Below are 24,782 nucleotides of genomic sequence, written 5' to 3'. Positions count from 1 at the left end.
CAGGGGGAGTCGGCTTGTCTGGGCTGCGGATGTTCCTGATGATTTTTTGCCATGCAGCTGTAGACTGGTTTAGAGGGTGCCCCTTTTCTGTTCCAGATGTTCCGGGGGCAGTGGTTTGAATGATGACCAGAGGGATTGTAATCATTCACTGCATGGTTGAGGTAAAAGTTTCCGCAAGTATTCTGAAAGATATCTGCGCAGGTCCGGGATCAATGAAGTAACGGTTTTCCGGAAAGCAAGTAAAGGAAAGACCGGATTGTAAATCCGGAGTCAATCTAAAATTTAAAAAACTCCCTTCCGTCAAATAACCTTTCACGGATTGGAAGCCTCGCCCCTGGGAACGGAAGGCTCCTGCCTTTCGTAGTTAAATCATTTCCAAAGCAGAGCTGAGGGGAATTTTTTCTCTTTTTACCGTCCAAGGTTTTACAAGGGCCGGGAGGCTCTTACTCCCAGGGGCTTGCGTCCTTGTAGAAACGGGGCGGATTTGTTGATTCACCGGAGTAGGGTGTTCTGGATTAAACCGGAAAGGAATCAGGTCACTCTTCAAGAAACCACCCGGATTTACAATCCGATAGTTTCTTTTTCAGGATAAATTATGTTATGCTTAATTTATTTGTATTTATCTTGAATTATGTTTGTAGTGTTTTTATTTTTTGTTATTTTGGCTTCCTTGTTTGTGTTGTGGCTCTGGCGTGTGGATAGCCGGATGCTTTCATGGAAGAAAGTTGTGCTATCTTCTGGAATTTGCAGTATTGTGCTTTTCCCTTTGGGGCTGGTTTTTTGTACGGACGGCGTATGTTTCAGGGAATGGGGAAGTGCCATGCCTGCCGTTGTGCAGTATGTTGTTTTTCTGGCGGCCTTGTGCCTGTCTATGCAGGCATTGAATTGCATCGTGTGGTACGGAGCAGGGAATGCGACAGTATGGAAGGCGTGGCAGAAATGGGTTCTTATGGCTGCAACCACTCTTATGATGGTTGCGGCATGGTGGCTTTGGGGCACTCAATGTTCCTTTGATTTTCTCCAACGCCAATATCCGCAGATTATCAGCGGAAAGTATGATTTGATGCACACTTTGTCCCATACTTTGATGTGCAAGGGAGTTTTAAGCATCTGGAATAATTTCCACGCTATCATTCTGGTTCATATGGTGTTGTTGCTACTTGTTTATTTCATGATTTTTTCATGGGGAGCGCGTGAAAGAATACGAGTCGTTATCGTTTTCGGGGCAGTTTTATTATGCATAACCCAGTTTACGATAGTGACCAGGATCATCAAGGATGTTCCGTATGCCATTTCCATGATGGCCCTGACGGTCGGATTATGCGTTTACATGCTTGAGAAACGCATTTCCAGTTTGTGGCTGATTGGTCTGGGACTGATGGGAACAGGGAGTCTGCGTTATGACGGTTATGTTCCGTTTTTCCTGACTGTTGTGGCGTTGATTGCGTATATGTTTTTCCGGAGAAAAGAAGTTCGGCGCTTATGGATTCCTGTTGCAGCCGGGATTGTTTGCTGGTTGTTTAATTTTGCTCTGCTTCCTGTACTAATGCATGCGGAGCCGGGAGCCTCCGGCACAAAGTATGCAAAGATGGCGCAGGTGGTTTGTGATATTGTTGCAGAGGGAGGGGAAGTAAGCGAGGATGACATGGCCCTGATTGAACGGGAAATCATGCCCAGGGAAGTGATCATGAGGCAATATCATCTTTATCAGGATTCCATGCATCCCGTAGTATCAACGGGGCATGGAGAAAAATACATTCATACGGGATCGTTCTCTTCTTGGGAAACCGGCATGAAGTATGGTTTTGCCTGGACTTTGGGGGATAAGGGTGAAGTTGTTCGAAAGCTGTTTCTATCGTTGTCGGCGGATAATCCCCTGCTTGCGGCAAAGATTCTTTTTCTTAACAGCCAGATGGTTTGGAATCTGCCTGCCAGGGGAATCAGGGATATGCCCCAGCTTTTTATTTTTTACGGAGGAGTTCTTGGTTTTCTTGTATACGGGATGTTCAGGAAATGGTCTTGTCTGATTCCGTTTGTGCCGTTTTTAGGAGTAGTGCTTGTTATAGGCGCAGCAGCTACCACTTATGAAGTCAGGTATTTGCTGCCTGTAGAGCTTCTTTTCCCTATTCTGCTGCTTTATTCCATTGGCTGCGCCAAAAGAAGGAGTATTCCGGATGCTACCGCAAGGAGCGCTTCCGGGAAGGCTGCCGTGTGATGCGGTATTGCCGGAAGGAGTTTTTGTGCATGGAATAGTGAAAGAAAATGATTCCAAGGATATTTTCCACTTGCCAAGGACGGATTGGCGCCTATACTCCTTCCACCATGACCCGCAAAGGTGGTATCAACAAAACCCGCAAGGCAGTCGCCAAGCGTTTCAAGGTTACCGGCACGGGCAAGGTACTGCGCCGCAAACAGGGCAAGCGCCACATCCTCCAGAAGAAGTCCAGCAAGCGCAAGCGTCAGCTTGGCAAAGTGGCTCTGGTGGATGAAACGCAAGTCTGGGCAGTCAAGCAGAACCTGCCTTTCGCCTGAACCGCGAAAACGCTCGACCCACGCCGAGCTTTCCTCCCGCTGAACGGGGGGCCTTCATGCAGCCTTCTTCCGAAGAGGAAGATAAAGAACAGGCGAGACTGCAGGGAGGTGAGGAAGAACAGTCTGTTCAAGATAGAAATAGAAATAAGCTATGCCACGTGCCACTAATGGACCGGCCTCCCGCAAGCGCCGTAAGCGCATTCTTTTGCGTGCCAAGGGTTTCCGCGGTTTCCGCAGCAAACTCTTCCGCTACGCCAAGGATGCTGTTTATAAAGCTTGGCAGTATGAATACCGTGACCGCAAGAGAAGGAAGGGGCAGTTCCGCCGTCTCTGGATCGCCCGTATTTCCGCTGCCGTGCGTGACCGCGGTCTGACCTATTCCCGCTTTATGGAAGGCCTGAAAGCCGCCGACATCGACCTGGACCGCAAGGTTCTTGCCGATTTGGCCGTCTCCGACGAAAAGGCTTTCGACGCCATCTTCGCGCAAGCCAAGAAGGCCATTGAAGCCAAGGACGGCGCCGCTCTCCGCGCTTAAGACGCAGCAGAGCCCGCAGTTCAACGAACATTAGCAGACCAGCCCCGGAGTTTATCTCCGGGGCTGGTTTTGTTTATATAACGGAGATGGCTGCGGCTGTTCATGGTGCAACCGGGCCGTGGTTCCGGATATTTGTCCGGCGGTGTCCGGTATATTCATCTTTTTCTTCAGCTTTTCACCTGCCGGGAGAAGTATTGTGTCCGTTGGTGTTTGCCTGTACCGGGAAAGGGCAGGAGTTCGGATGTCTTGTGGGCCAGGGCCCCTGTTGGATGCCTTGTGCAGTCTGACAGCCAGGGAAAAGGGCAGTCTGTTTAACGGAGATTGGCCATTTCCGGCTTGGTCCGTGCTGTACTTCATGGCGCCCGTGGACATTTCCGCATCCTTGCAGCCTGTTTTTTTTCCGGTGCATTCCCTGTTTTAGAGGCAGAGGCACAGGGTATCCTTCCCGGCTGGCGGATGATGGAGAATGAACGGTCATGTTTTTCATTTGCCGTCTGCTTCTGTTCCGCTTTCCTTCCTCTTTTCGCAATCCTCTTCCTTCCTCTGTTTTTCCTGCGTTTCTTACAGCAGGCGCATTTTCCAGTTTTCCTGAATTCAGACCGGAAGAGGGTACAAGATTTGAATCCGGCTATCGGAATGGCTGAAACGGAGAGCATGGGACAAGCCGTTCCGGGCTGTTATTGCCTCTTTTGTTATTGTCCGGAATCATCATCAATAGTTTTTCGATCAAAGTTGATTGAACAAAAGTATTATTCAATGTTATAAATGTTTCATATATAATATTTTATGATTGTTTTTCATATATTTTCCATTTGCAGCCGTTTTGATGGTGTTCCATGTCATGAGGACGTTTAATTTCATGATTGCCCTCCGTGAGCTTTTTTATTTATTGGGGTGCTGAGGGCGGAAGATTTGCGTGCATTTTTTTCTTGTATGCACGGTACCCTTCTTTATGAAAAATGTTATTTCTTCTTGTGCATCAAAGTATTTGTGTTAACACTCCAACATATCCTATGATGAAGTTTCTCTCTCTGCTGTCATTGGCTGCCGTGGCCGGTGGATTCGGCTTGTGTTCCTTGCCGCCTGGTGAAGATGATTTGGTTCCATCCCTGCAGGTAGCGTGGAAGAAGCTGGAGGTGGGCCGGGAGCATCCGGAGGATGATCCGGAACGGAATTGGAGGATGAGGCTGGGGGGTGTTGTTGCTGTTCCGTCCGGCTGGGAGATCGATTGGGTGGGGGATGAGCTGATGGGCGTGGCAGTGGAGGATTCCACAGGCCGGAAGGCTTCCAGGGCTAAATGTTATTCCAGTAGTTTTGACCGCAAGACTGCTCATTTGCTTGTGGAACCCCAGGATTGGCTGCCGTCCGCCGGGACGCAGTGGGTGGAAGTGAAGGGGGAGCTTCCGCTTGTCATTTCCTGCCGGGAGGCCGTGTCGGAGCCTGTGGCGTTAAAACTTGAGAAAGGCGCTTCCGTGCCTTTGGTCTTGAAAGGTGCAGGCATCGGGAAGGACGGAAAGGCGCGGGATGTGAGGGTAAAGCTGGTCATACGGAAATATGGGGATGCCGCGCTGGGCAGGGAATGGGAGAATAAGAAAATGCTGGAGGTGGAAGTGGACGCTGATGAACCGCTGGGCATCCGTGATTTTGTATTGCAGGCAGTGGATGGAACGCCGGTGGCGGCAGAGATGTGTGGATGGAGCACGCTGGGCAGAGAATGGAAGATTGATCCTGTGATGGAAGGGAAGCTTCAAGTGGCCGTCCGGTATTCGCAACACCTGCAGCGGTGCAAGGCTCTGATTGATGGCAGGGCGTCACTGGCCGGTTTCCGCGAAGGGAAGACCGGAAAGGGGCGCGGTCCTGGCAGCGGGTTTTCTGAAACGGGGCATTCAGCCATGAAATCCGGCGGTATTTCTTCTTCTGAAGGTGGGCTTCCGGTCGACGAGAGCCGCCCATCTGTTGCGGCGGAAGTGACTCGATTGATTGTGGAGAGAGTGGATGCAGAGGAGGCTGGCGAGGATGTCATGCAGATGGTTTTTGAGATTGAACTGACATCAAAGACTGCGGCGGTTTTCGGGGGAGGAGCCGATATGAGGGAACAGAGCCTGGAAGTGACCGATTCTACAGGGCGTGTGTTATCCCCGGCCATGTTTGACCTGACATGGTTGAAGTCTTGGAACCTGGAGAAGGGGCAGGCGATGATATCCCTTTGCGGCACAAGTCCGGAGCCGGCTTCACCCGGAGCGGAATGGATACGCATCAGGGGAACGCTGCACGTGCCTGTGGGCGTCAAACGGGAAAGTCCCGTCTACGAATTGCCGCTGCAGAAAGGGGCGGAACTGCAGATTCCCGTGCCGGGAATGTCCGATTCCGGAGAAGAGGGGGACGATGTAGCTGCTGCCGGAGACGTGCCCGTCTGTCGGTTGAAACTGGAAGGCGTGAAAGAACAGGGAAACGGGGACTTGCATGCGCAGGTTTCTCTGCAAGTGGAAGGCGTGCCGTTTGACCTGGAGTGTTTTGAAGTGGTGGATGACAAGGGATTGCCTTTGAAAAACGCCGTATCTGCCGGTGTCGGCGCCTCCATGGGGCCTTTGGGACAGGAGCGGTTCTGGCTCCAAAGGTTCAAGTTTAAGGGAGGCGCGGACACGGAAAGGCTGCATGTGCGGCTGAAGTACAGGGCGGATGCGGAAACGGTGGCCGTGCCCGTGGATTGCACCATCGGCCCGGGAGGTCCGTTATTATAGAAAATATCTTATTTTTATCGGCTTATAATTTTTTACAATAAACTATCGTACGCTTTTACCATCATGAAGATACCTGCTCTCCTGCTGTCTGTTGCGACCGGTTTTTCCGGTTTGGGTTCCCTTTCTTCCGGGGAGGAAATTTCACCGCCTCCATTGCGCCTGGAGTTGAAGCAGATGGTTTTGAAGGGAAAACGCCGCCCGGCGGATCGTGAGAAAGGTTGGAACATACTGCTGGGATGGCTGGTGCCGCAGGCACCAGGTTGGGAAATTTATTGCTGCCATGATGAACCGGTCCGTGTGACCCTGAAGGATTCCGTGGGCCGGAAGGCTCCGGATGTGAAGAGCATGTTCTTAAATCTTGAGGACAGGATTTTCGGACGTATGGATGTTCCTGAATGGCTGCCGTCCGCCGGGGCGCAGTGGGTGGAAGCGAAGGGGGAGCTTCCGGTTGTCATTTCCTGCCGGGAGGCCGTGACGGAGCCCGTCAGGGTAAAGCTGGCGAAGGGGGCTTCCGTGCCTCTGGTGCTGGAAGATGCGGGAATGGGGAAGGATGGCCGGGCAGAGGATGTAAAGGCGGACATGGTGGTGGATTACTATGGTGGGGAGCATTCCGGAAAGGAGAGGAAAAAAAAGAAGTTGATTCTGAAAGTAGTATCGGAGGCGCCGGTAGGCATTTGCGATATTGAGTTGCAGACAGTAGAAGGAATGCCGGTAATGACGGGAGAGAGTGACCTAAGTATGATAAAAGTGCTGGCGCTGGGAGGAATTATTGATTTTTTGCTGGACTTTGATGTTGACCGCGACGAAACATTTCCGGAACAGCCGGAACCGATGGGCTGGCGTTCCAAAACAACGGTTCGGGCATGGGATATTGATCCTGTGGAGGAGGGTGAATTACAAGTGTCAGTCAGGTATTCGCAGGGCTTGAGGAGATACAGGATTTTGATTGACCACAAGGCATCTCTGTCCGGATTGTTTGAGGGGAAGGAAATCAAGGAGTTCGACGGCAAATGCGAGTCTTCCTCTAAAAGGCCGCCAGCTTCGGATGATGCCGCCAAGCCTTTTTCCGGCGTTGTTAAAACGGAGGGAGAAAAGGTTTCGGCCTGGCTGTCCCTTTTAAGTGTTGGAAGCCGGGATGTGTCGGCGTCCGGGGCCGATTCCATATGGATGGATCTTGATCTGGCAGTAAAACAGCCTGCTGTTTTCGGAGACCGTGCCGATGTGGAGAAACAAAGTTTGGAGGTGTCTGATTCCCTGGGGCATGTAGTGGGCCAGGCCGTGTTTGACCTGACATGGCTGTCTTCCGGGGCCGGAGAGGAAGGGATGACATGGAGCAGATTTTCCGGCGAATGTTCAGGACTGGCTTCTCCAGGAGCGGAATGGCTGCGTGTCCAAGGAACCTTGCGCGTGCCTGTAGCCGTCGTGCGGGATGGTCCCGTGTATGAATTGCCGCTGCAGAAAGAGGCGGAATTGCAGATTCCCGTGCCGGGGAGGGCTGATGACGGTGAGAATGTCCATGATGTGGCGGCTGTGGGGGATACCGCTAATTGCCTGTTGAGCCTGGCAAACGTGGAGGAGAAGGAACATGGAGGCGTGCAGGTAACGGTTGCTCTGGAAGTGGAAGGCGTGCCGTTTGACCTGGAGTGTTTTGAATTGGTGGACGGCAACGGTGTTCCCCTGAAAAACATTGAGTCTGCCGGAACCGGACGTTCATTCAGTCCCAAAGATCAAAAGAGGTCTTGGAACCATAATTTTAAAATCGGGAATGCCGCCGGCATGGAAAAACTCCGGGTGCGTCTGAAGTACAAGGCCGATATGGAAACGGTGGATGTGCCCGTGGATTGTAAAATCGGACTTGGAGGTCTTCTGCCGCAGACTTTTGCCGTAAAGCAGCCGTGATGGAGAGATATCCAATTATTACGGCGCCTTCCGCTTCAAGGTTCCGGACTGCCTGAGATTCTGGAAAAAAACGCGGTCTTTTCTTTGATGGAATATGTTGTTGCTGTTTATATTACGATTTCTGAATTTTTATATTCAACCTATCCTGTGATGAAAAAATCCATTCTGCTGTTACTGTCTGCCGTGACCGGTTTTTCCGGTTTGTGTTCCCCTCCTGCTGCTGAAGAGATTCCTCCGCCATCTTTGCAATTGGCATTGAATTCTTTGAGTGTGGAAAAGAATATTCGGGATAAAGATACGAAAAAAGGTTGGAATATTATTTTGTCGTGGGCTGTATCCCATGCGCCCGGCTGGAAACTCGACTGGTGGGAGGGCAGGTCAGTACGGGTGAGGATGGAGGATTCCAAAAGGAAGACGACGCCGGATATGAAGTTTCCGGATGTGCAGTATCATTTTTTGGTTTCTGAAGACAAAAGCGTTTCGGAATTATGTAGAATAACCTTGTTAGAATATTGCATTGTTGCTAACGCTGATATTCGGTAATAAATTGGCGGGAGAGGCAGCCAAAACGACTGATACAAGACTAAAGTAAATAGTTCCGAAGCGTTTTAATGGTGGAGTCCCTGGGCTGGATGCCGTCTGCCGGAGCTCAATGGGTGAGGATGAACGGGGAAATTTCGTTTGTCGTTTCCCGGGAGCAGGCCGGAGCAGACCCGGTAACGGTAAAACTTGTGGAGGGGGCTTCCGCTCCGCTTGTGTTGAAGGGAGGCGATTTGGGGAAGGACGGCAGCGTGGAGGACGTGAAGGCAAGGCTTGTGGTGAACGAGTACCGGGATGCCCTGCCTGCCGAAGCTGAAGGGGAAAGAGGTAAAAAGCTGTTGGAGCTGGAAGTGGATGTTCCGCTGAGCATTCGCAGCATTGAGCTGCAGACAGTGGATGGCCTGCCGCTTGCGACGCCGGAGGATTGGGGACTATACTTCTTCCACCATGACCCGCAAAGGTGGTATCAACAAAACCCGCAAGGCAGTCGCCAAGCGTTTCAAGGTTACCGGCACGGGCAAGGTACTGCGCCGCAAACAGGATAAGCGCCACGTTCTCCAGAAGAAGTCCAGCAAGCGCAAGCGTCAGCTTGGCAAGGTGGCTCTGGTGGATGAAACGCAAGTCTGGGCAGTCAAGCAGAACCTGCCTTTCGCCTGAACCGCGAAAACGCTCGACCCACGCCGAGCTTCCGCTACCGTGCGTGACCGCGGTCTGACCTATTCCCGCTTTATGGAAGGCCTGAAAGCCGCCGACATCGACCTGGACCGCAAGGTTCTTGCCGATTTGGCCGTCTCCGACGAAAAGGCTTTCGACGCCATCTTCGCGCAAGCCAAGAAGGCTATTGAAGCCAAGGACGGCGCCGCTCTACGCGCCTAAAACGCAACAGAGTCCATCTGTTCAGTAAACATTAACAAACAGCCCCGGAAATTAACCTTCCGGGGCTGTTTACGTTTTTATGTCCAGAGGCGGGAAAAAGCCGTGGAAATTCCGGCGGGAAGGCTTCGTTATTTGGGTTCGGCAGCCGTCTGCTTTTCCTTCTCCGCGCTGGCCAGTTCTTCCACCTTCCGTACCAGTCCATCCATGCTGCCGGAAGCGATTTTGTTCCCGTTGGCGTCCACCAGCACCAAGGAGGGGATGGGACCGGGATAGTTTTTGCGGATCAGGGGGCTTTCCTTGGAGAGGTTGTCTAGGTAGCCGAACAGGAAGACCGGCCACGGCATCTTGTTGGAAACGGCCCATTTCTGGGCTCCTTCCAACGCGCGGTCCATGCTGCACAGGACTACTTCCAAATCCTTGCGGGATGCGATTTTATCCCGGTACACCTCTAGGTTGCGCGGGAGGGAGGCCCTGCACGGCCCGCACCAGCTGGCGGAATAGTACAGGATAAAATACCTAGCGTTCCATTTGCCGTCCATTTTAATGAACCTGCCGTCTTTTTCCCGGTAGGTCAGCCCTTTCAGCTGTTTGCCCAGAATGCCTTTCGGGATGACCATTTTAGCCAGCTCCGCGTCCGTCTTACCGATCAGCTCCTTGTGGAAGTCAATCCATTCCAGGTCCTCCTTGGAAAGCTTTTTCTGGGGAAAGGGGATTTTCTTTTTTGTAAAGATATTCTGCATGATCGCGTTGACGCTGTTCAGCCCGACCAGCCTGGCTTGGAAGGTGGCGCCCGTCTCCTTGTTTGTCCAGGTCCGGGTCATGGAAGGGATATCCGGCTCTTCCTGATGCGCCGCGTGAAGAAAGGGGGGAAAGGCTAGGAATATGGCCGTCAGAACACTTGGCATGGAAAATTTAGAGACAATCATATTCTATCGTTATGGTGTTTTCTGCCGTTTGTCCAGAATTAAACCCGCCCTTTGTCATTAGGACATCCTTGAAGCTTGTTCGCCGGGAAGTGTCATGATATACTCACAAACAAAGCACTACCATGGATAACGTACTTTCCGTTCTTACCACCATCGGCATTATTTTTGGCGTGGTGATGTTGTTTAACTTCATGATTTTCGTTCATGAACTGGGGCATTTTTTTGCCGCTCGCTGGCGCGGCCTTTATGTGGACAGGTTCCAGATCTGGTTCGGCCGTCCCATTTGGAAGAAGACCATCAACGGCGTTCAGTGGGGGCTGGGCTGGATTCCGGCGGGGGGCTTCGTGTCCCTGCCGCAGATGGCTCCCATGGAGGCCATTGAAGGTTCCGTGGAACTTCCCAAGGATTTGAAGCCCGTCAAGCCGCTGGACAAGATTATTGTGGCCGCCGCCGGACCCGTCGCTTCCTTCCTGCTGGCCGTGCTTTTTGCCGTAGCCGTCTGGCTGGTGGGCAAGCCGGATTTTGAGATGGGCGTAACCACCGTCGGATTCGTGGCGCCGGACAGTCCCGCCGCCCAGGCCGGCATTCTGCCCGGCGACAAGATCGTGAAGGTGGACGGCCGCCCTGTGACCAAGTGGGCGGGCAACATGGAAGGCGTGCGCGAGCTGATCATGCTGGGAGAAAAGGACAAGGTGACGTTCACGATTCAAAGGCCCGGAACGCCGGGCGAGCTGGATATCGCCTGCGGGTTCAGGATTCCGGAAACGGAGTGGTGGCAGCGTTCCGGCATGCGCCAGGTGGGGCTGATGCAGGCCATTCCCTGCGTGGTGGGGGAAGTTCTGCCCAATTCCCCTGCGGCCCAGGCCGGCTTGAAGGCGGGGGATTCCATCACCGCCGTCAACGGCGTGCATGTCTGGAATCCGTCCGCTCTGGATGTTCCGTTGAAGAAGGGAGAACCCCTGATGCTGGATGTAACGGGCAAGGATGGAGCCGTGCGCCAGGTGACCGTGCAGGGAAGGCTGCCTGAGAATTGGCATAACAGCCAGGACGGCTCCCTGCTGAAGGGCGCCCAGCCCATCCTGGGGGTGGTCTGGGATTTAAGCGCCGTAGGCCGCGATGTGACCGTGCATCCTACGCCGTGGGCCCAGATCAGGCAGAGCCTGAAATGGATGGGGGATACCCTGGCGAAAGTTGTTGCGCCCGGCAGCAACGTGGGCGTGGAGCATCTTTCCGGTCCCGTAGGAATCGCCAACCAGTTTTACAGGATGTTTTCCCTGGATGAAGGGTGGAAGCTGGCACTGTGGTTTTCCGTGGTGCTGAACGTGAACCTGGCCATTCTGAATATCCTGCCCCTTCCCGTGGTGGACGGAGGCCACGTGGTGATGAATACGATTGAGCTGATTTTCCGGCGTCCTCTGAATGTGAAGGTGCTGGAGTTCGTCCAGTTCGGGTTCGTCTTCCTGCTGATGGGCTTTTTCCTGTTCGTGACGTTCAAGGATGTGGGAGAGTTTTTCGGCAAGAAGCCTTCCAAACTGCCTGATCCGGTGTTCAGGGCCGTAACGGATTAATTTCCCTCTGGCCGGGGGGCTGCGGTTCCCGGCTTTCTGGTATGAAGGGTTCCTTTGCTGTGCGTGTCCTGTTCCGGTGCGTGGTGCTGGCGTTCCTGGTTTATGCCATGCTTCTGACCTGGTGGACTCCGTTTACCGGGGACAGTTTCATGCATTCCGTCTTTGGGGCGCAGCACCGCCTTTCCTTCTGGCCGGTGCTGGAACGCTGCTGGTGGTCCTACATGAACTGGAATCCCAGGCTGGGGGAGTTTTTGGCTATTTTTACCGCGACGGCCGGGAAGTGGCTGTTTTGCCTGGTTAATCCATTTGTGGTTCTCTCCCTGGCGCTGATGATGTTTTATTTGGCGCGGGGGAGGCGGGTACGTCCTGGGGACTGGCGGGACGTGCTGCTGTTTACTGTGGGGGGGCTGCTGCTTCTGACTTCTTCTTCCAGGCCGGGCATCACGATGTTCTGGCTGTCCGGAGGGACGAATTACGCGTGGGCGGCCGCCGTATGGTTGGGATTTCTGTGCCTGTACCGCGGCTTGTGGGCGGGAAGTTCCCGGATTCAGGACAGGCCTTTTTCCTGGTTCTGGATTGGCGCGGCAGGGTTTGCCGCCGGAATGACCAATGAGAACCAGGTCCCGGCTTCCCTGGGCATGCTGTTTTTGTTCTGGCTGCATGCCCGTTGGAAGGGGCGCAGCCTGCCCCGGTGGTTTTTTGCGGGATGGGCCGCCCATGCCATAGGGGGAGCCTGCCTTCTGCTGGCGCCCGGCAATACGGCCCGCCTGCATTCGGAGACTGCAGGCGGGGCGGCCGTTCTTCAGTCCTGGGGAGAACGCTTCGGTTCCATTCCTGAATTGTTGAATGCCTTTTACGAGTTCATGCGGTTGCCGAAGGTTCTGCTTGCCGTCGCCGCACTGGCCCTGGCCTTGCTCGCGTGGCGGCAGGGGCGGCGTGTATGGAGTGGGACGGCGGGGCGCCGTGTTTCCGCCAGCCTGCTGTTCATTCTGGTGGCCCATGCCATGGCCGTCAGCTTTTTCGTGCGCGTTGTTCCGGCATGGCATGCCATGTTTTCCGCCACTGTCCTGATGATGACGGGCGTGCTCGGATTGTACGGCGTGTGGATGGACCGGGCGCCCAGGCCCTGGGTTCCCGCCTGCATCCTGGCGGCGGCCGGAGGGCTGGCCCTGTGGGTATGTGCCGGGTATCTGGACGCCTTTCCGCGCATCCACCGCCAGTGCGAGGAGAGGAAAGCCCTCATTCGTCATGAGTTGGCGGAGGGGAAAAGAAGCATTGTGGTTCCTCCGTACGAACCGGTTCCGCTGGCTCCTTACGTTTCCGTCATGTGGCGGATGTGCAGCGCAGATCCGGATGAGTTTATCAACAGCTCGGTAGCGCGTTACCTGGGGATTGAAAGCATCCGTGTGGATATATGCGGCGACCGGGAACCCTCGTCCCGGTGTTGTTTTGAAAGTTCCGGGGAGCAGGATTGAGACCCGGAGAAATGGCTGCATGACGTGTCCGGCGCATGGAGTTTTGTGTGAAACGTGGCGGATGCGTTGACACGGGGGCCACGATTTTGCCGGATGATGGGAAGTTCATGCGGCATCGCCATTTGACTGTAATACAATTGCCGTACGCGCATGGGACTCCCCTCCGGATGGAGCCCGGCATTGAAAGGATTCATCAACTATCCTTTTTAGCAGCATGAGCAAATTGATACGTTTCTGCTGGCAGGTACCCGCCGCATTGATAAGAACCGCCTGTTTCGGAAGGGAATGGAGAGACCGTGAAGATGATGGCCGGGAAGGGCAGCCCCTCTTTCTGTCGGCGGCTGTTTTTTCGTCCAGAGTACCTATGCCGAAATAACTGTTTTCAAGTGCGTTGAAACAATCACACGCCTGATGTGGCTGGTGGGGATGCCGGTTATTTTGGAAACGATGCGGGCGTAGGCTTGTAGCTGAACCCCGTGGCGTTCCCGGAGCTGTTCCGCCGTGTCCGCATGGTCCGTCTTGAAGTCCACGATGCAGGCGGAATCGCCGTCAATGACCAGCCTGTCAATAACGCCGGAAATCCAGATATTCCCGTCAATGGCTTCAATGCGCTGCTCCTTCATGACAATAGCCGTTTCCGCCGGCATGAAGAGTTCCCTGATGGCGGGTACATTCAAGCATGCCGCCACGGTGCGTTCCGCCTCCGTGGCGGGGTGAAGGGCCCAGTGTGGCCTGTCTTCCTGATTCCAACGGGTAATCCGTTCAAAGACGGCATGGACGGTCGACCCGAATGCGGCCGATTCCCGCAGAGCGGCATTCTGCATGCTCCGGAAAAAGTCGTTTTCCATGGCCAGGCCGGAAGGGGACACGCGCTGCCTGAGAAGCGGCTTGTGAACGGGCCATTCGGGAACGTTTTCCAGTCCGGTCCGGATGTCCGTTTCGGGAAGTTCCGCATACCATTCCGGTTCCCCCCGCGAGTAGAGGCATTCCGCCCCCGATTCCGGCAGCGTGTCTTCCGTACCGCATGAAACGGCCAGAGCGGCGTACCGGATGATTTTCCACATGGATTCAGTTTTGAGTTCTCCCTTGCTTTCCCGGCCGGGCAGGATGATATGGCAGGCGCGCCTGGCGCGGGTGAGCGCTACGTAGAGTTTGCAGAATCCGTCGAATTGCTGTGTCGCCTTCCATGATTCGTACAGGGCGTGAAATTGTGGGACGGCGGTGTATACCTGCTTGGAGGGGGCCATGACGATACCCTCAACGAGGCCGTTTCCGTCCCTTTTCACAAAGTGGGTCAAGTGGCGGCTGTCCGCAAAGGGGGCGTCCTTGCCTATCTGGGGCAGGATGACCATGTCGAATCCGAGCCCCTTGGATTTATGGATGGTCATGATGCGGACGATTCCTCCGGAGGGATCCTCCCGGCGCGTCAGGTCTTCCATATGGCGTATCCATTCGTCCAGGGATGCGCCGTGTTCGTCCACCTGTTCCGCCTCGTTCATCCAGACGGAGAGGCGGTCCCGGTGGAAGTCCGTCAGTTCCACCCCTGCCAGGGCCATTCTTTTTTCCAGTTCCGTCATGACGGCGGCGTATCCCTCGCGCTCCAGCACCATATGCCATTCGTTCCAGTCCATGCCCGGCCTGCGCTCCGGATTGATGAGGGGATGGAGGGGGGAGTGGGAAAGCAGCCCGGAGATAAAGGCGTCCCCCGGAGAAAGAAGCCACCGGAAGAAGGACAGCAGGGTTTTTCCCAGTGGGGAGTCCTGGCCCACGGGCACGTCGTCGCACACTTCCGCCGGCCAGCCGTGGGAAGTCAGCCATTCCCGGACGATCAGGGCCTGGTTTCTCGTGCTGACCAGAACGGTGACGTCCAGGCCGCGCCGCAGGGCGTTTGCCTGTTCCAGAATATCGGCCAGGGCCTGGCACACCAGGTCATTGGCGGAAGTTTCCTCCGTCCTGGGTGTCTGCCAGATACGGGCGCATCCCGTACGGGAGGCCAGGGCGGCTGCGCAGACGTGGGACGGGTAGTCCCCCCACTGTTCCAGCGCCGCCTGTCCGCAGTCCGCTGCCGTCCGGGCGTAGTCGCAGATGTCGTTGACCATGTCCAGCACGGGCTGCACGGAGCGGTAGGAGGTGGCCATGCCGCGCTCCTCCAGATGGAGCTGCCCGGCGACGGAGCGGAAAAGTTCCGGGTCCCCCCCCCGCCATTGGTACACGCTTTGCTTGAGGTCCCCCACCACGAAGATGCTGCCTTCCTGCTCCTCCCGGGTGTCTGTCAGGTCGTCCAGGAACGGCTTGATCACGCGCCACTGGGACTGGGAGGTGTCCTGGAATTCGTCCAGCATCCAGTGGTCGTAGCGGCAGTACATGCGGTACTGGAGGTCTCTTTTCAGTTCCGGAGTGACGGCTCCGTTCCCCAGCATGCGCGTGACGTCGTGGAACAGGAATCTGCCCTTGTTCCGGACCAGGGCGGAGTATTTGTCCTCAAAGATGCGCATCAGGCCGTGCGTGGAGCGGGTACGGTGCAGCGCCTGAAGAGTTTCCATCCGCAGCCAGCTTTGAATAAGTTCATCCAGGGGAGGAGACCAGAAGTCCCGGAATTTCTCCCGCGCCTCTTCCATGGTGAGTTTTTTTTCCGTATCGTGGAATTTCAACCGTCCCAGCTTGACGTATGTCGAGAATCCGTTCAGAAAGCGCAGGAACATTTCCTTGTTTTTTGCCCCGTTCCTGCCTTCCGGCGCAGGCATGTCCCGCGCCCGGTCCATCAGGGCGTGCAGCGCGGCGTTGAACCGTTCCAGCGGAACGGGAGGGAGAAGTTCTTCCGGCGTGAAGCCCAGTGTGGCGGGATTACCCCATTTTCCGGCGTCCGGCTCATCCAGGAAGAGTTCATGGTAGGTGTTGAGCCTGCGGGTCATGGAGTCTTCCGCGTCCGCGGCTTCAGCGTCGGAGTCCGCTCCGGAAAGGAAGGCGTCTTCAAAGCTTTGCTCCTGTTCCGGGTTCAGGGAACATTCCCGGTACAGGGTGAGCAGGGCTTCCCGGCGGGCAAGTTTTTCCGCAGTGGTGTCTATCATGCTGAATCCGCTGACTCCCAGTTCAAAGGTGCTGGTCGCGGCAATCTGAGCGAACAGGCTGTCAATGGTGCAGAGGTTGAGGCGGGAGAGCTGCTGGACGAGCAGCCGGAGCATGTGCCGGAAACGTTCCTGGCAAAGGTGTTCCTTCTTCCAGGCCTCCGCGGCCTGCGGCCAGAGCCCCGGTTCTTCCGGAGTGCCCTTGATGACGGTCCAGAGGCGGTCCCTGAGGCGGGCGGCTCCTGCGGAGTCCGTGGCTCCGGCCGCCAGGTCCGTTAGAATGCGGTCCTTGAATTCTCCGGCGGCTTTCCGGGTGAAGGTAACGGCGATGAGCCGCTCCGGATGGCTGCCGCGGTTCAGCGCCAGCAGGGCCAGGAAGCGCAGGGAGAGCTGGTAGGTTTTTCCCGTGCCGGCCGAGGCGGAAATGAGGATGTTGGTCAGGGCGGACATGTCAGAACGGCAGGTGGGGCGTGATGTTCAGTCCCAGCAGATCCTGAAGGGTTTCATGGCTGGAGGAGACAAGGTCCTTGAAGACGTCATAGGAAGGGGTATCCCAGCCCAGTTCTTCCGCCGTGATGAGGCCGCGCCCTTCGCGGATGAGGCGCATGAGTTCCAGAATCCAGGAGCGTGCGCTTTCCAGGGCGCACATGTCGCATCCAGGCTGGGGATCATGCAGCGTGTCCCATGCGGAGATGCCGATGTGCAGTGGATTGGCGGGAAGTGCGTAATAAGCGGCGGAAGGACGGCCGCGGTATTCTTCCATGGCCCAGAGGACATAGAGGGGCAGTTGCAGGTCCTTCCAGCGGAAGTGGACCGCCTTTCCGTTTTTCTGCCGTCTGGTGTAAGGGTGCAGGGCCGGGGAGAGCAGCGGCAGGGCATCCGGGCGCTTCATGGACCCCAGGTGCTTTTTTTCACAGGAGTCCGTCTTGCCGGTCTTGTAGTCAATGACCCGCAGGGAGCCGTCCGCGTGGCGGTCAATGCGGTCAATGCGGAACCTCATGCTGAAGTCCTCCAGCCGCCAGTTTTCCACCGATTGTTCAAAGGCGATGCATGTCCATCCGTTCCGGAGGTCCTCCAAATGCTGTTCCGCGTACACATTCAGCCGCTGTTCCATGGAGCGCTTCTGCAGGAGCAGGGGCATGAGAGGGCGGCTGCCATACTGGCGCGTGAATGTTTCATCCAGTATTTCCCCGATTTCCCTTTGCAGGGCGGCCGTGGTCATTCCGTCTTCCAGGGAGGGGTGAAGCCGGCAGAATTGTTCCAGCACGTCGTGAAGCATGGTTCCCAGTTCATTGGCGGCCATGTCTTCCTTGTCCGGCTGGAATTCGTCCGCATTCAGGTGCAGGGCCTCCCTCACCCAGAAGCGCATGGGGCAGGCCAGGAAGTTTTTCAGCGTGGTGGGGGAAAAGGGTTTTTCCCGTTCTTTCCACGGGTTCCGGTACCCGGGAGCCATGGAGGTGATGTCCGTGGCCGTTTTCCAGCCTTCCGCCGGCTGGATGTGCCAGCCTCCGCGGCGGTAGGGCAGCGGCGGTTCCGGCGCGGAGCATTCACGGAAGAGCAGTTCCACGCGGCGCGGCAGCTCTTCATCAGCACAGCGCATCAGCAGGGAGGAAGGCGTCAGGGGATCGTTCCTGCTGCTCGTCCGGGACAGGATGAAGAAGAGGCTTCCTTCCCGTTCCCGGGAGTGGATCAGGGCCGTGAGCAGGAAGCTGTCCCGCGCCTTTTTCCGGGAAAAGGAGTCCATGCCCAGGGATTCCCGGAGCGGTTCCGGCATGAATTGGTCCGCCATGCCTCCTTCCGGGACAATGCCCTCATTCAGTCCGGTCACGATGAGGTTTTTTTCCGGGCGGAAATGGAGTTCCATCCACCCTAGCGCATCCAGCACCGCGTGTTCCTTTCTGCCGTTCTTGACGCGGGCGGCGTGGAGACACCGCATCAGCAATTGAAGGGCCGTGGCCGGAGCGGAAAAGAGGCCGCTTTTTTTCTGGAGGCGGGCCAGGCCGGAGATGCAGGAATGGAAGACTTCCGCCGCTTCCGTATCCGCCCCATAGGCGTCCGCCAGCGCCGGATGCCACGCGAGCAGGCGTTCTCCCAGCCGTCCCGGCTCTTTCATGCAGTCCCTCCATTCCAGAATTTTGCACACGGACGGGATGGCGCCCGGATAGTCGGTACGGAGGCGCTTGACCAGGTATTCCTCCGTTTCTGGCAGGTATTTTTGTCGCACCCTGTCCAGGGAGGCGCAGCAGTATTGCTGGTCCCGAATGCCCAGAGAGGTGCAGAGCAGGGAAGAGCGCATGAGGTTGAACACGGGCCGCGCTTTTCCGTTTTCCTCCATGGCCAGCAGGAGGTGGCGCAGCAGGTCCATGATGCCTGTTCCGGCAAAGGGCCTGCCTTCCGGGTTGTACAAGCCCCAGCCGTATGATCTGAGCCGTGCATCCAGAGCTACGTTCATGTCCGGGTCGCATACGCCCAGGGCGAGGTCCGTTTTTCCGGATTCCGCCGTTTGCGCGATGATGCGGCACGTTTCCACGGCCAGGCTGCCGGGGCCGGGCGTTACGCGGATTTGTTCCTCGCGGACGGGGATGGCGCGTTCAGCCCAGATTTCCGGTCTGGGGCAGCCCCAATCGTCAAAGGCGTCCCGTTCCTCTTCCGGAGCGTGAACCCATATTTGCACGGGAATGCCCTGTTCTTCCGCATGGCGGAGGGCGTGTTTCAGCGGCCGGGGGATGTCCGGCACGCAGGCGACGATGATTTGACCGCCCGTTTCCAGCAGGGTGGCCGCCAGGCGGGAAGGGGCGGCTGCCTGAAGAAAGGATTCCGTCCGGTTCCGGAGCTGCCATCCGTCCAGATGTTCGCCGCACCGGGAAAAGAGGCGGGACAGGTCCGGCCAGCGTTCGTCCATGCCGGCGCAGGCGTCCGCGGCCTGCCCGCAGGTGACGCCCTGGTTCAGCATGGAATGGCTGAGGGCTTGGAGGGCCGCCGCCATGTCCAGAAGGCTGGAGAAGTCATCCGGCATGCGCTTGGGGAACAGGCGCGGATAGAGCCGGTGGGGGGCGTCTCCAAGGGATTGCATCCAGGCCGCCAGTTCCTCCAGGCGGGTGGCTTCGTTTTCCTCCTCTTCCGGCTGGATGAATTGGTCCGCCGGAAGCACGCGCGGAGGGAACACGGCTTTCCCGGGGCAGGAGGCCGTCAGGAATTCCCTGAGCTGCCTGCCAGATTCACGGGTGGGAACCAGTACCGCGTGCTTGTAGAAGTCCATTTCCACGGCAAGCAGGCGTTCCGCCACGGCGCGGCAGGCTGGTTTGTCCCAGGATAGAAAAAAGCGGTGCATGGGAGGGAGAATGGATACCGTTTCCGGAGGGGGCGGGCAGAGTGGGGAAACGGTACGGAAATGTTAATGGAAAAAGCGCCCTTTTCCCATTCTTTTTTATCGTCGCCGGCATTGTTTTATTCTGCAGCATTTTTCGTCGCCCGCGGCATGTCTTTGCACACGGAATAAATGTTTATCCTTATGTTTTTCCTAATCATGCTGTTAATCAAACGGTCATGGGTTGCAAGCCTGGGAAGGACATGGGCATCTTCCTTATTACCTGTAGGATTTGTTGACTTCCGCGGCGCAGGCTCATATTCCTAGGAATGTACAAGATACTCGTAGTCAGTCTTCCAGATTCTCCAAAACGCAAAACCATGGCACAGCGTCTCTCCGTTCAGGGGCTTGCCTGGGAATGGGTGGATGGCGTGCGCATCGCCGCCATGGAAGATATTCCTCCGGAAGAACGGAATGATTGGGAAGCGTATGGCGTAGCACGGTTCAGACAGGCTCCGGAATACGTCTGCCGCGTGACCGGGTGCAAGCAGGTCATGCGCCGCGCCATTGAGCAGGCTGCCTCCTGCACGGAGGACTGGGTGCTCATCCTGCAGGATGATGCGGAGCTGACGGATTCCCTGAACTTGAAACTGAAAGAATTGCTCCGCCGGGTTCCTCATCAGGCCGTGTGCGTCATGTTTCCCCATGCAGGAAAGAAAGTGAAGGAGAGTGAAGGAGAGTGAAGGAGAGTGAAGGAGAGTGAAGGAGAGTGAAGGAGAGTGAAGGAGAGTGAAGGAGAGTGAAGGAGAGTGAAGGAGAGTGAAGGAGAGTGAAGGAGAGTGAAGGAGAGTGAAGGAGAGTGAAGGAGAGTGAAGGAGAGTGAAGGAGAGTGAAGGAGAGTGAAGGAGAGTGAAGGAGAGTGAAGGAGAGTGAAGGAGAGTGAAGGAGAGTGAAGGAGAGTGAAGGAGAGTGAAGGAGAGTTCATCTCGCTGCTCCACTGCACCGGCTGGACGAGGTCTCCCGTGGAAGCAACCTGTCCATAGGGAGAGTAGTCATAAGCCGCCGCAACAGTTCCCTGCCCATCGAATACCTCCGTCACATTCTTGTTGAAGTCCCATCCATAGCAGTAAAGAGAGGCATCCTGCACCAGAGCCAGAGGCCGCGTGGAAATGGGTTCCAAGGGATTCCATAATAGTGTCCGAAGCACGTTCCGGTTGCCCAGCATGTCCAGGGCCGCTATTTGCAAATAACCGCGGTACAGGTAGCGCTCATGGCTGGTGACTGTTTCGTTGACGGTTACTTTCTTCATGTGAGGCAGCCCTGGTAGTCATATCAGCATTCTACCACTATATTGTCGTCCTGGCTGGTGAAACTCATCGCCCGGTTGACAGCGTTGTGCACGACTATCCAGACTCTTATTAAAGTTTTGACCAAGATCTGATTGCCAAGGGCATTATATTGTAGCACGAAATGTTATTCCGGTGCAGAGCTTTGAAAGTGGCATAGGAGATGGGAATGTACTGATTGGAATCCATTTTCATTGTTCCTTTCTATTTCAGAATTGAAACGATGTCCATGAATCGCACAATTTATTAACTCGTCAGTCCTTCCAGTCGATTCCATTACCGTAAGTCCACAAATTATAAATCATCATTTCTCTCCAATTTCCCATTTTGAACCATTGCATATCAATTCTTTCATCATTCAAATAACACGTTACGTCATCAGTGCCATATGAAGCTTCTATTTTAGAAATACGGTATCCTGCATTATTTAATTCAGCAAGCTGATTCTTTCGATCAAAAAATGTTAATACAATCTTCTGATCTTTTTTTTCATACAAGATTGAAGCAACGCCACATGGTAAGAAATATGGTTTTCTTTCTTCATCCAAAAAAAACATAACGGCCCTGTTTTGCGGAGAATCGTGTTTAATTATTACGCTGGACATTCCCCATTCATTATGGGCAGGCTTCCATGATTCATTATACCATTGGTGGCACAAATACATGGTTTGCCCTATTTTTAAAACTTGATATATGTAAATTGCAGCATCTCGACCGCCAAACATACAGAAACTCGGAACAGGTTTTCTGGTTTGCCTATCTATTCCAATAATATCATTGGACCTCCCGGCTATATTGTCTTTTTTAAATTTGATAACACCAGAGGTAACTGTCTTAGCATTCTTCCACGCTTCAAACCTATCCCGATAATATGGAATCTGCGCAAATCTTGCAATGTCGTTCAAATCCGGATTGGAATCTATAAATTTCATCACATCGCAATCTTGAAATGAATCTATAGATTGAACCATCTGTTTCAAGGTTGCTATATCATCCCGTGCCTGGGCAACATTTATAATCATAACACTGAATATAGCTATATTGATGATATGGTTCATGTTTTATCAATCTAATCCTTTGTGCATTTTATTACAACGTGTAATACAATATCTAGCAGAAATTTCAATCATTCCTTTTCCTAAATCACTTTTTAAAAATACCTTTGCATATTCTGCCATAGCCAGACATAATTCAAAACAACTTGAATATGTCTTTTTTTTCAGCGTTTGATATCGTTTCGCTGCCTCATAAAATTTTTGATAAGCAATTTTTTCATCTGTTTTTATATAAATAATAAGTAAAAAAATACGAGTATAATTCCAGACTTATTAGGGTATACAAACTACCGTTAATGTCATAAACAGAAACAATAATAATATAAAAATGCTAATAATTATACACTTTCTTACTTTTCTGTTTGATAAAAATAACAAAGATATATAAAAGAATAATATTAGAAAAATAATAAATATATGAATATTTTTCCATACGCTGTCTACAATCAAATTTTGCATTTTACAGTATACTACCATATAGTCATGTATCGCAAATAATGACAGTAAAATAAAAAAACTAAAATGTATGTTAACGGATTTTTAGATAATTTATTCATTGGATTTAAATATTGTTCCGTCCGGATTGCAACATTTCCCAATTCCTGGTTTATCCATTCCATATGCTGCAGCATTACTAGACCATATTATACAACTACTGAATATCAAGTTATATAATGGCGGATCTGCTTCATCCTCCTTCAATTTAGAAAGCATCTCGATATCTTGGCATGGAGATGAATTCATTGTAATGGGAGATTCAAGATTTAAACCTTCTGATGATACCATTTTTCCTTTTGCAATTACAATAGAAGATATGCAATTCAGAATATTCCCAACAGAACACCAAAACCCCGTTTTCTCTGTTAAAACAGCCGCAAAATCATATGTTACAATTCCATTCTTAATATATTTCCCCTCTTTTTCAATCCATTGATCTACTGCTACTCCAACATGTAGTGTTGTTGTTCCAGATCCTCCATACCCTGCTATATCAAAATGTGTAATATATCTGTTAAGCCCTATATAATCCGATAAATATGTTATACCATTTGAAAGATAGAGATTCCATCCCCCTTCTTCAGCGATGGGGTCATGATTGATCCACCTGCCATCGGCAGGATTGTAAGAACAGTAGTTGCAATAGATCAGCTCTAACTCTTTATCGTTCATCTCGCTGTTCCACTGCACGGGCTGGACAAGGTCTCCCGTGGAAGCAACCTGTCCATAGGGAGAGTAGTCGTAAGCCGCCGCAACAGTTCCCTGCCCATCGAACACCTCCGTCACATTCTTGTTAAAGTCAACGCCATAGCAGTAAAGAGAGGCATCCTGCACCAGAGCCAGAGGCCGCGTGGCTACCGATTCCAGACCACGTTCCGGCTGTTGAGCATGTCCAGGGCCGCTACTTGCAAATAATCCCGATACAGGTAGCGTTCATGGCTGGTGACTGTTTCGTTGACGGTTACTTCCTTCATATAGCGATAGCCCTGGTAGTCATAGCAGCATTCTACCACCGTATTGCCGTCCCGGCTGGCACATTGTATACGTTGCGGTCTTGATCAATGTCTGGTTGCCGTTGGAGTCATAGTGCGGTACGAAGGGCGTTTCCCTACTTCCTTCAATCCGGGTGTACTGGTTGAGTTCGTTGGCCGTGTAGGCGAGTTCCTCCACGAGTTCTTCGCCGGAATTCGGAGAGAGGACGCGCAGGACATACCCTGAGATTTCCATGAGGAAGCGCTCGTTGCCGGAATTGGAGTAGATGTAGGGGCCAGGCGGGAGTGGTCCCCGGCATCCGCGAAGAGGGCTATGCCCCTGCTGCGGCGCAGGGACCCCATCTGGGAGGGTTCCTGTTGACCAGGGTGGAGGCGCCGTGGTGGAAGGCGTTGAGATCGGCGCGCTGGAGGAGTTCCGGGGAGAGCTCCCCGGCGTTGAAGGAGATGCGTTTCATGCCCACAGCATGGGGGGGCGCATCCGGCCTCGGGGGAGTGTTCGTGATATGAAAGGGGCACCTTGGTTTTGAATGATTCCTGATTCACTTTTTGGGCCGGGAGCAAGGTGTTCCTCTTCTGCTCTTCTTTGAGTTTCTTCAAATCGAACTTGCCTTCAGCTATTTTCCCCTTCTCGCCAGCATTGTAGTATTCAGGCAACACGCGCCCTGGCGTAAGCCTGGGGCTGCAAGAAAACATTTAAGGAAGTTCAGAACTGATATTTGGAGAGAGTTGATAATATTCAGGATTGAAGATAAAATTGTATGAAAAAACTATTCCTACACAATTACGATGTTGAGATAGTACAGATAGATAACAGAAAACATCACCAATGGAAACGTTTTTATCAATACAAAAATTCAATCCTATTTTCTTATCTTTTAAAGAGTCTATTTTTGTTTTAAAAATCATTACGCTGATTTTTCTTAGACAGTCATTCCTCCATGCATTTATGGGCCAATATATCAATACATATTGACCTATCGAATGATTGATGCTGTCAATATTAATTTCTTTTTTAAAATTTATTTTTGTTTTTTTATCGACAGAATACCTAACTACCTTGATGTCATCTTCAATCCCATTCGATGATATATTTATAATATCACCATTTTTGCCCATGCTGATATCTTTTACACCAATTGAATTAATTTTCATTAGGTATATTAATACGTTATTCCAAGAAACATTGGAATCATCAATATATAATAAAATGCTAGAAAAATTAGCTTTTTCTATATCGGACATATTAGAAATATTAACAACTACCTCTTTTTCTGAATTTTTCCCGAATAGACTATAAGAAAAAAATAAAGTTAAAAAACAAAATAAAAATATATTCATAGATGGAATCTTCACTGATTTATTGGTCCGGATAAAATGCAAACATTCTTGCATGGGCAATCTTCGCTGTTAAGCAACCTATTCACTTC

The 24,782-nt window shown here is 53.2% G+C and carries 21 protein-coding genes and 1 pseudogene; 12 read left to right on the top strand and 10 right to left on the bottom strand.

Features of this window, described 5'->3' with window-relative positions; all coding sequences use genetic code 11:
* The first annotated feature begins 631 nt into the window (after positions 1 to 631).
* From V3C20_RS01120 to V3C20_RS01090, 7 genes are all read left to right on the top strand, one after another.
* Complete coding sequence (locus V3C20_RS01120; protein WP_130082933.1) at positions 632 to 2,215, top strand: hypothetical protein; 1,584 nt, start codon at positions 632 to 634, stop codon at positions 2,213 to 2,215.
* 107 nt (positions 2,216 to 2,322) lie between these two features.
* Positions 2,323 to 2,532, top strand: coding sequence for a 50S ribosomal protein L35 (gene rpmI / locus V3C20_RS01115; protein ID WP_012420592.1), 210 nt, complete (start codon positions 2,323 to 2,325; stop codon positions 2,530 to 2,532).
* A gap of 151 nt (positions 2,533 to 2,683) precedes the next feature.
* Complete coding sequence (gene rplT, locus V3C20_RS01110) at positions 2,684 to 3,067, top strand: 50S ribosomal protein L20 (protein ID WP_067571526.1); 384 nt, start codon at positions 2,684 to 2,686, stop codon at positions 3,065 to 3,067.
* Between the two features lie 321 nt (positions 3,068 to 3,388).
* Positions 3,389 to 3,832, top strand: a complete 444-nt coding sequence (locus V3C20_RS01105) for a hypothetical protein (RefSeq protein WP_130082932.1) — start codon at positions 3,389 to 3,391, stop codon at positions 3,830 to 3,832.
* Positions 3,833 to 4,080: 248 nt separating this feature from the next.
* Positions 4,081 to 5,808, top strand: coding sequence for a hypothetical protein (locus tag V3C20_RS01100; RefSeq protein WP_130082931.1), 1,728 nt, complete (start codon positions 4,081 to 4,083; stop codon positions 5,806 to 5,808).
* A 63-nt stretch (positions 5,809 to 5,871) separates the two neighbouring features.
* Positions 5,872 to 7,707 carry a hypothetical protein gene (locus V3C20_RS01095; RefSeq protein ID WP_130082930.1) on the top strand — a complete coding sequence of 612 codons (1,836 nt, stop codon included), beginning with the start codon at positions 5,872 to 5,874 and terminating at the stop codon, positions 7,705 to 7,707.
* 87 nt (positions 7,708 to 7,794) lie between these two features.
* Complete coding sequence (locus V3C20_RS01090) at positions 7,795 to 8,250, top strand: hypothetical protein (protein ID WP_130082929.1); 456 nt, start codon at positions 7,795 to 7,797, stop codon at positions 8,248 to 8,250.
* Positions 8,251 to 8,356: 106 nt separating this feature from the next.
* Here V3C20_RS01090 and V3C20_RS01085 read toward each other — a convergent pair whose 3' ends face one another.
* A complete protein-coding gene (locus tag V3C20_RS01085; RefSeq protein WP_149874405.1) occupies positions 8,357 to 8,617 on the bottom strand; it encodes a hypothetical protein in 261 nt (86 codons plus the stop codon).
* 77 nt (positions 8,618 to 8,694) lie between these two features.
* Between V3C20_RS01085 and rpmI (V3C20_RS01080) the strand changes: the two genes are divergently transcribed.
* On the top strand, positions 8,695 to 8,904 hold the full coding sequence (gene rpmI / locus V3C20_RS01080; RefSeq protein ID WP_130082927.1) for a 50S ribosomal protein L35: 210 nt from the start codon (positions 8,695 to 8,697) through the stop codon (positions 8,902 to 8,904).
* A gap of 21 nt (positions 8,905 to 8,925) precedes the next feature.
* Positions 8,926 to 9,123: pseudogene (locus V3C20_RS01075) on the top strand (50S ribosomal protein L20); the annotation flags it as partial.
* Positions 9,124 to 9,251: 128 nt separating this feature from the next.
* Here the strand turns inward: V3C20_RS01075 and V3C20_RS01070 are convergent.
* On the bottom strand, positions 9,252 to 10,049 hold the full coding sequence (locus tag V3C20_RS01070; protein WP_130082926.1) for a thioredoxin-like domain-containing protein: 798 nt from the start codon (positions 10,047 to 10,049) through the stop codon (positions 9,252 to 9,254).
* A 122-nt stretch (positions 10,050 to 10,171) separates the two neighbouring features.
* On the opposite strand from V3C20_RS01070, the gene rseP reads away from it, so the two are divergent.
* Positions 10,172 to 11,617: an RIP metalloprotease RseP gene (gene rseP, locus V3C20_RS01065; RefSeq protein ID WP_130082923.1), complete on the top strand. Its 1,446-nt coding sequence runs from the start codon at positions 10,172 to 10,174 to the stop codon at positions 11,615 to 11,617.
* Positions 11,618 to 11,658: 41 nt separating this feature from the next.
* Entirely contained in the window at positions 11,659 to 13,092 is a 1,434-nt protein-coding gene (locus V3C20_RS01060; RefSeq protein WP_130082921.1) for a DUF6056 family protein, read from the top strand.
* A gap of 362 nt (positions 13,093 to 13,454) precedes the next feature.
* Here the strand turns inward: V3C20_RS01060 and V3C20_RS01055 are convergent, their stop codons facing one another.
* Both V3C20_RS01055 and V3C20_RS01050 read right to left on the bottom strand, forming a co-directional pair.
* Positions 13,455 to 16,607, bottom strand: a complete 3,153-nt coding sequence (locus tag V3C20_RS01055; protein ID WP_130082919.1) for a UvrD-helicase domain-containing protein — start codon at positions 16,605 to 16,607, stop codon at positions 13,455 to 13,457.
* A 1-nt stretch (position 16,608) separates the two neighbouring features.
* Positions 16,609 to 19,488, bottom strand: coding sequence for a PD-(D/E)XK nuclease family protein (locus V3C20_RS01050; RefSeq protein ID WP_130082917.1), 2,880 nt, complete (start codon positions 19,486 to 19,488; stop codon positions 16,609 to 16,611).
* Positions 19,489 to 19,844: 356 nt separating this feature from the next.
* Here V3C20_RS01050 and V3C20_RS01045 point away from each other — a divergent pair, with 356 nt between their 5' ends.
* Positions 19,845 to 20,207, top strand: coding sequence for a hypothetical protein (locus tag V3C20_RS01045; protein ID WP_130082915.1), 363 nt, complete (start codon positions 19,845 to 19,847; stop codon positions 20,205 to 20,207).
* Here V3C20_RS01045 and V3C20_RS01040 read toward each other — a convergent pair.
* The 6 genes from V3C20_RS01040 to V3C20_RS01015 all read right to left on the bottom strand — a co-directional run bounded on the left by V3C20_RS01040 (position 20,144) and on the right by V3C20_RS01015 (position 24,693).
* Complete coding sequence (locus V3C20_RS01040; RefSeq protein ID WP_330935410.1) at positions 20,144 to 20,773, bottom strand: hypothetical protein; 630 nt, start codon at positions 20,771 to 20,773, stop codon at positions 20,144 to 20,146. The two genes, V3C20_RS01045 and V3C20_RS01040, sit on opposite strands and share 64 nt — an antisense overlap.
* 291 nt (positions 20,774 to 21,064) lie before the next feature.
* Entirely contained in the window at positions 21,065 to 21,868 is an 804-nt protein-coding gene (locus V3C20_RS01035) for a hypothetical protein (RefSeq protein ID WP_130082913.1), read from the bottom strand.
* 546 nt (positions 21,869 to 22,414) lie between these two features.
* Positions 22,415 to 23,197, bottom strand: a complete 783-nt coding sequence (locus V3C20_RS01030) for an RHS repeat-associated core domain-containing protein (protein ID WP_238623760.1) — start codon at positions 23,195 to 23,197, stop codon at positions 22,415 to 22,417.
* Between the two features lie 159 nt (positions 23,198 to 23,356).
* Positions 23,357 to 23,590 carry a hypothetical protein gene (locus V3C20_RS01025; protein WP_149874711.1) on the bottom strand — a complete coding sequence of 78 codons (234 nt, stop codon included), beginning with the start codon at positions 23,588 to 23,590 and terminating at the stop codon, positions 23,357 to 23,359.
* A gap of 76 nt (positions 23,591 to 23,666) precedes the next feature.
* Positions 23,667 to 23,810, bottom strand: a complete 144-nt coding sequence (locus V3C20_RS01020) for a hypothetical protein (protein ID WP_153812528.1) — start codon at positions 23,808 to 23,810, stop codon at positions 23,667 to 23,669.
* Between the two features lie 238 nt (positions 23,811 to 24,048).
* Positions 24,049 to 24,693 (bottom strand): hypothetical protein, encoded by a 645-nt coding sequence (locus V3C20_RS01015; RefSeq protein ID WP_149873413.1) that lies wholly within the window; start codon positions 24,691 to 24,693, stop codon positions 24,049 to 24,051.
* Between the last annotated feature and the right edge of the window lie 89 nt (positions 24,694 to 24,782).

It is taken from the genome of Akkermansia sp. RCC_12PD (assembly GCF_036417355.1).
Lineage (GTDB): Bacteria > Verrucomicrobiota > Verrucomicrobiia > Verrucomicrobiales > Akkermansiaceae > Akkermansia.
This window is presented reverse-complemented; position numbering and strand designations above follow the sequence as displayed.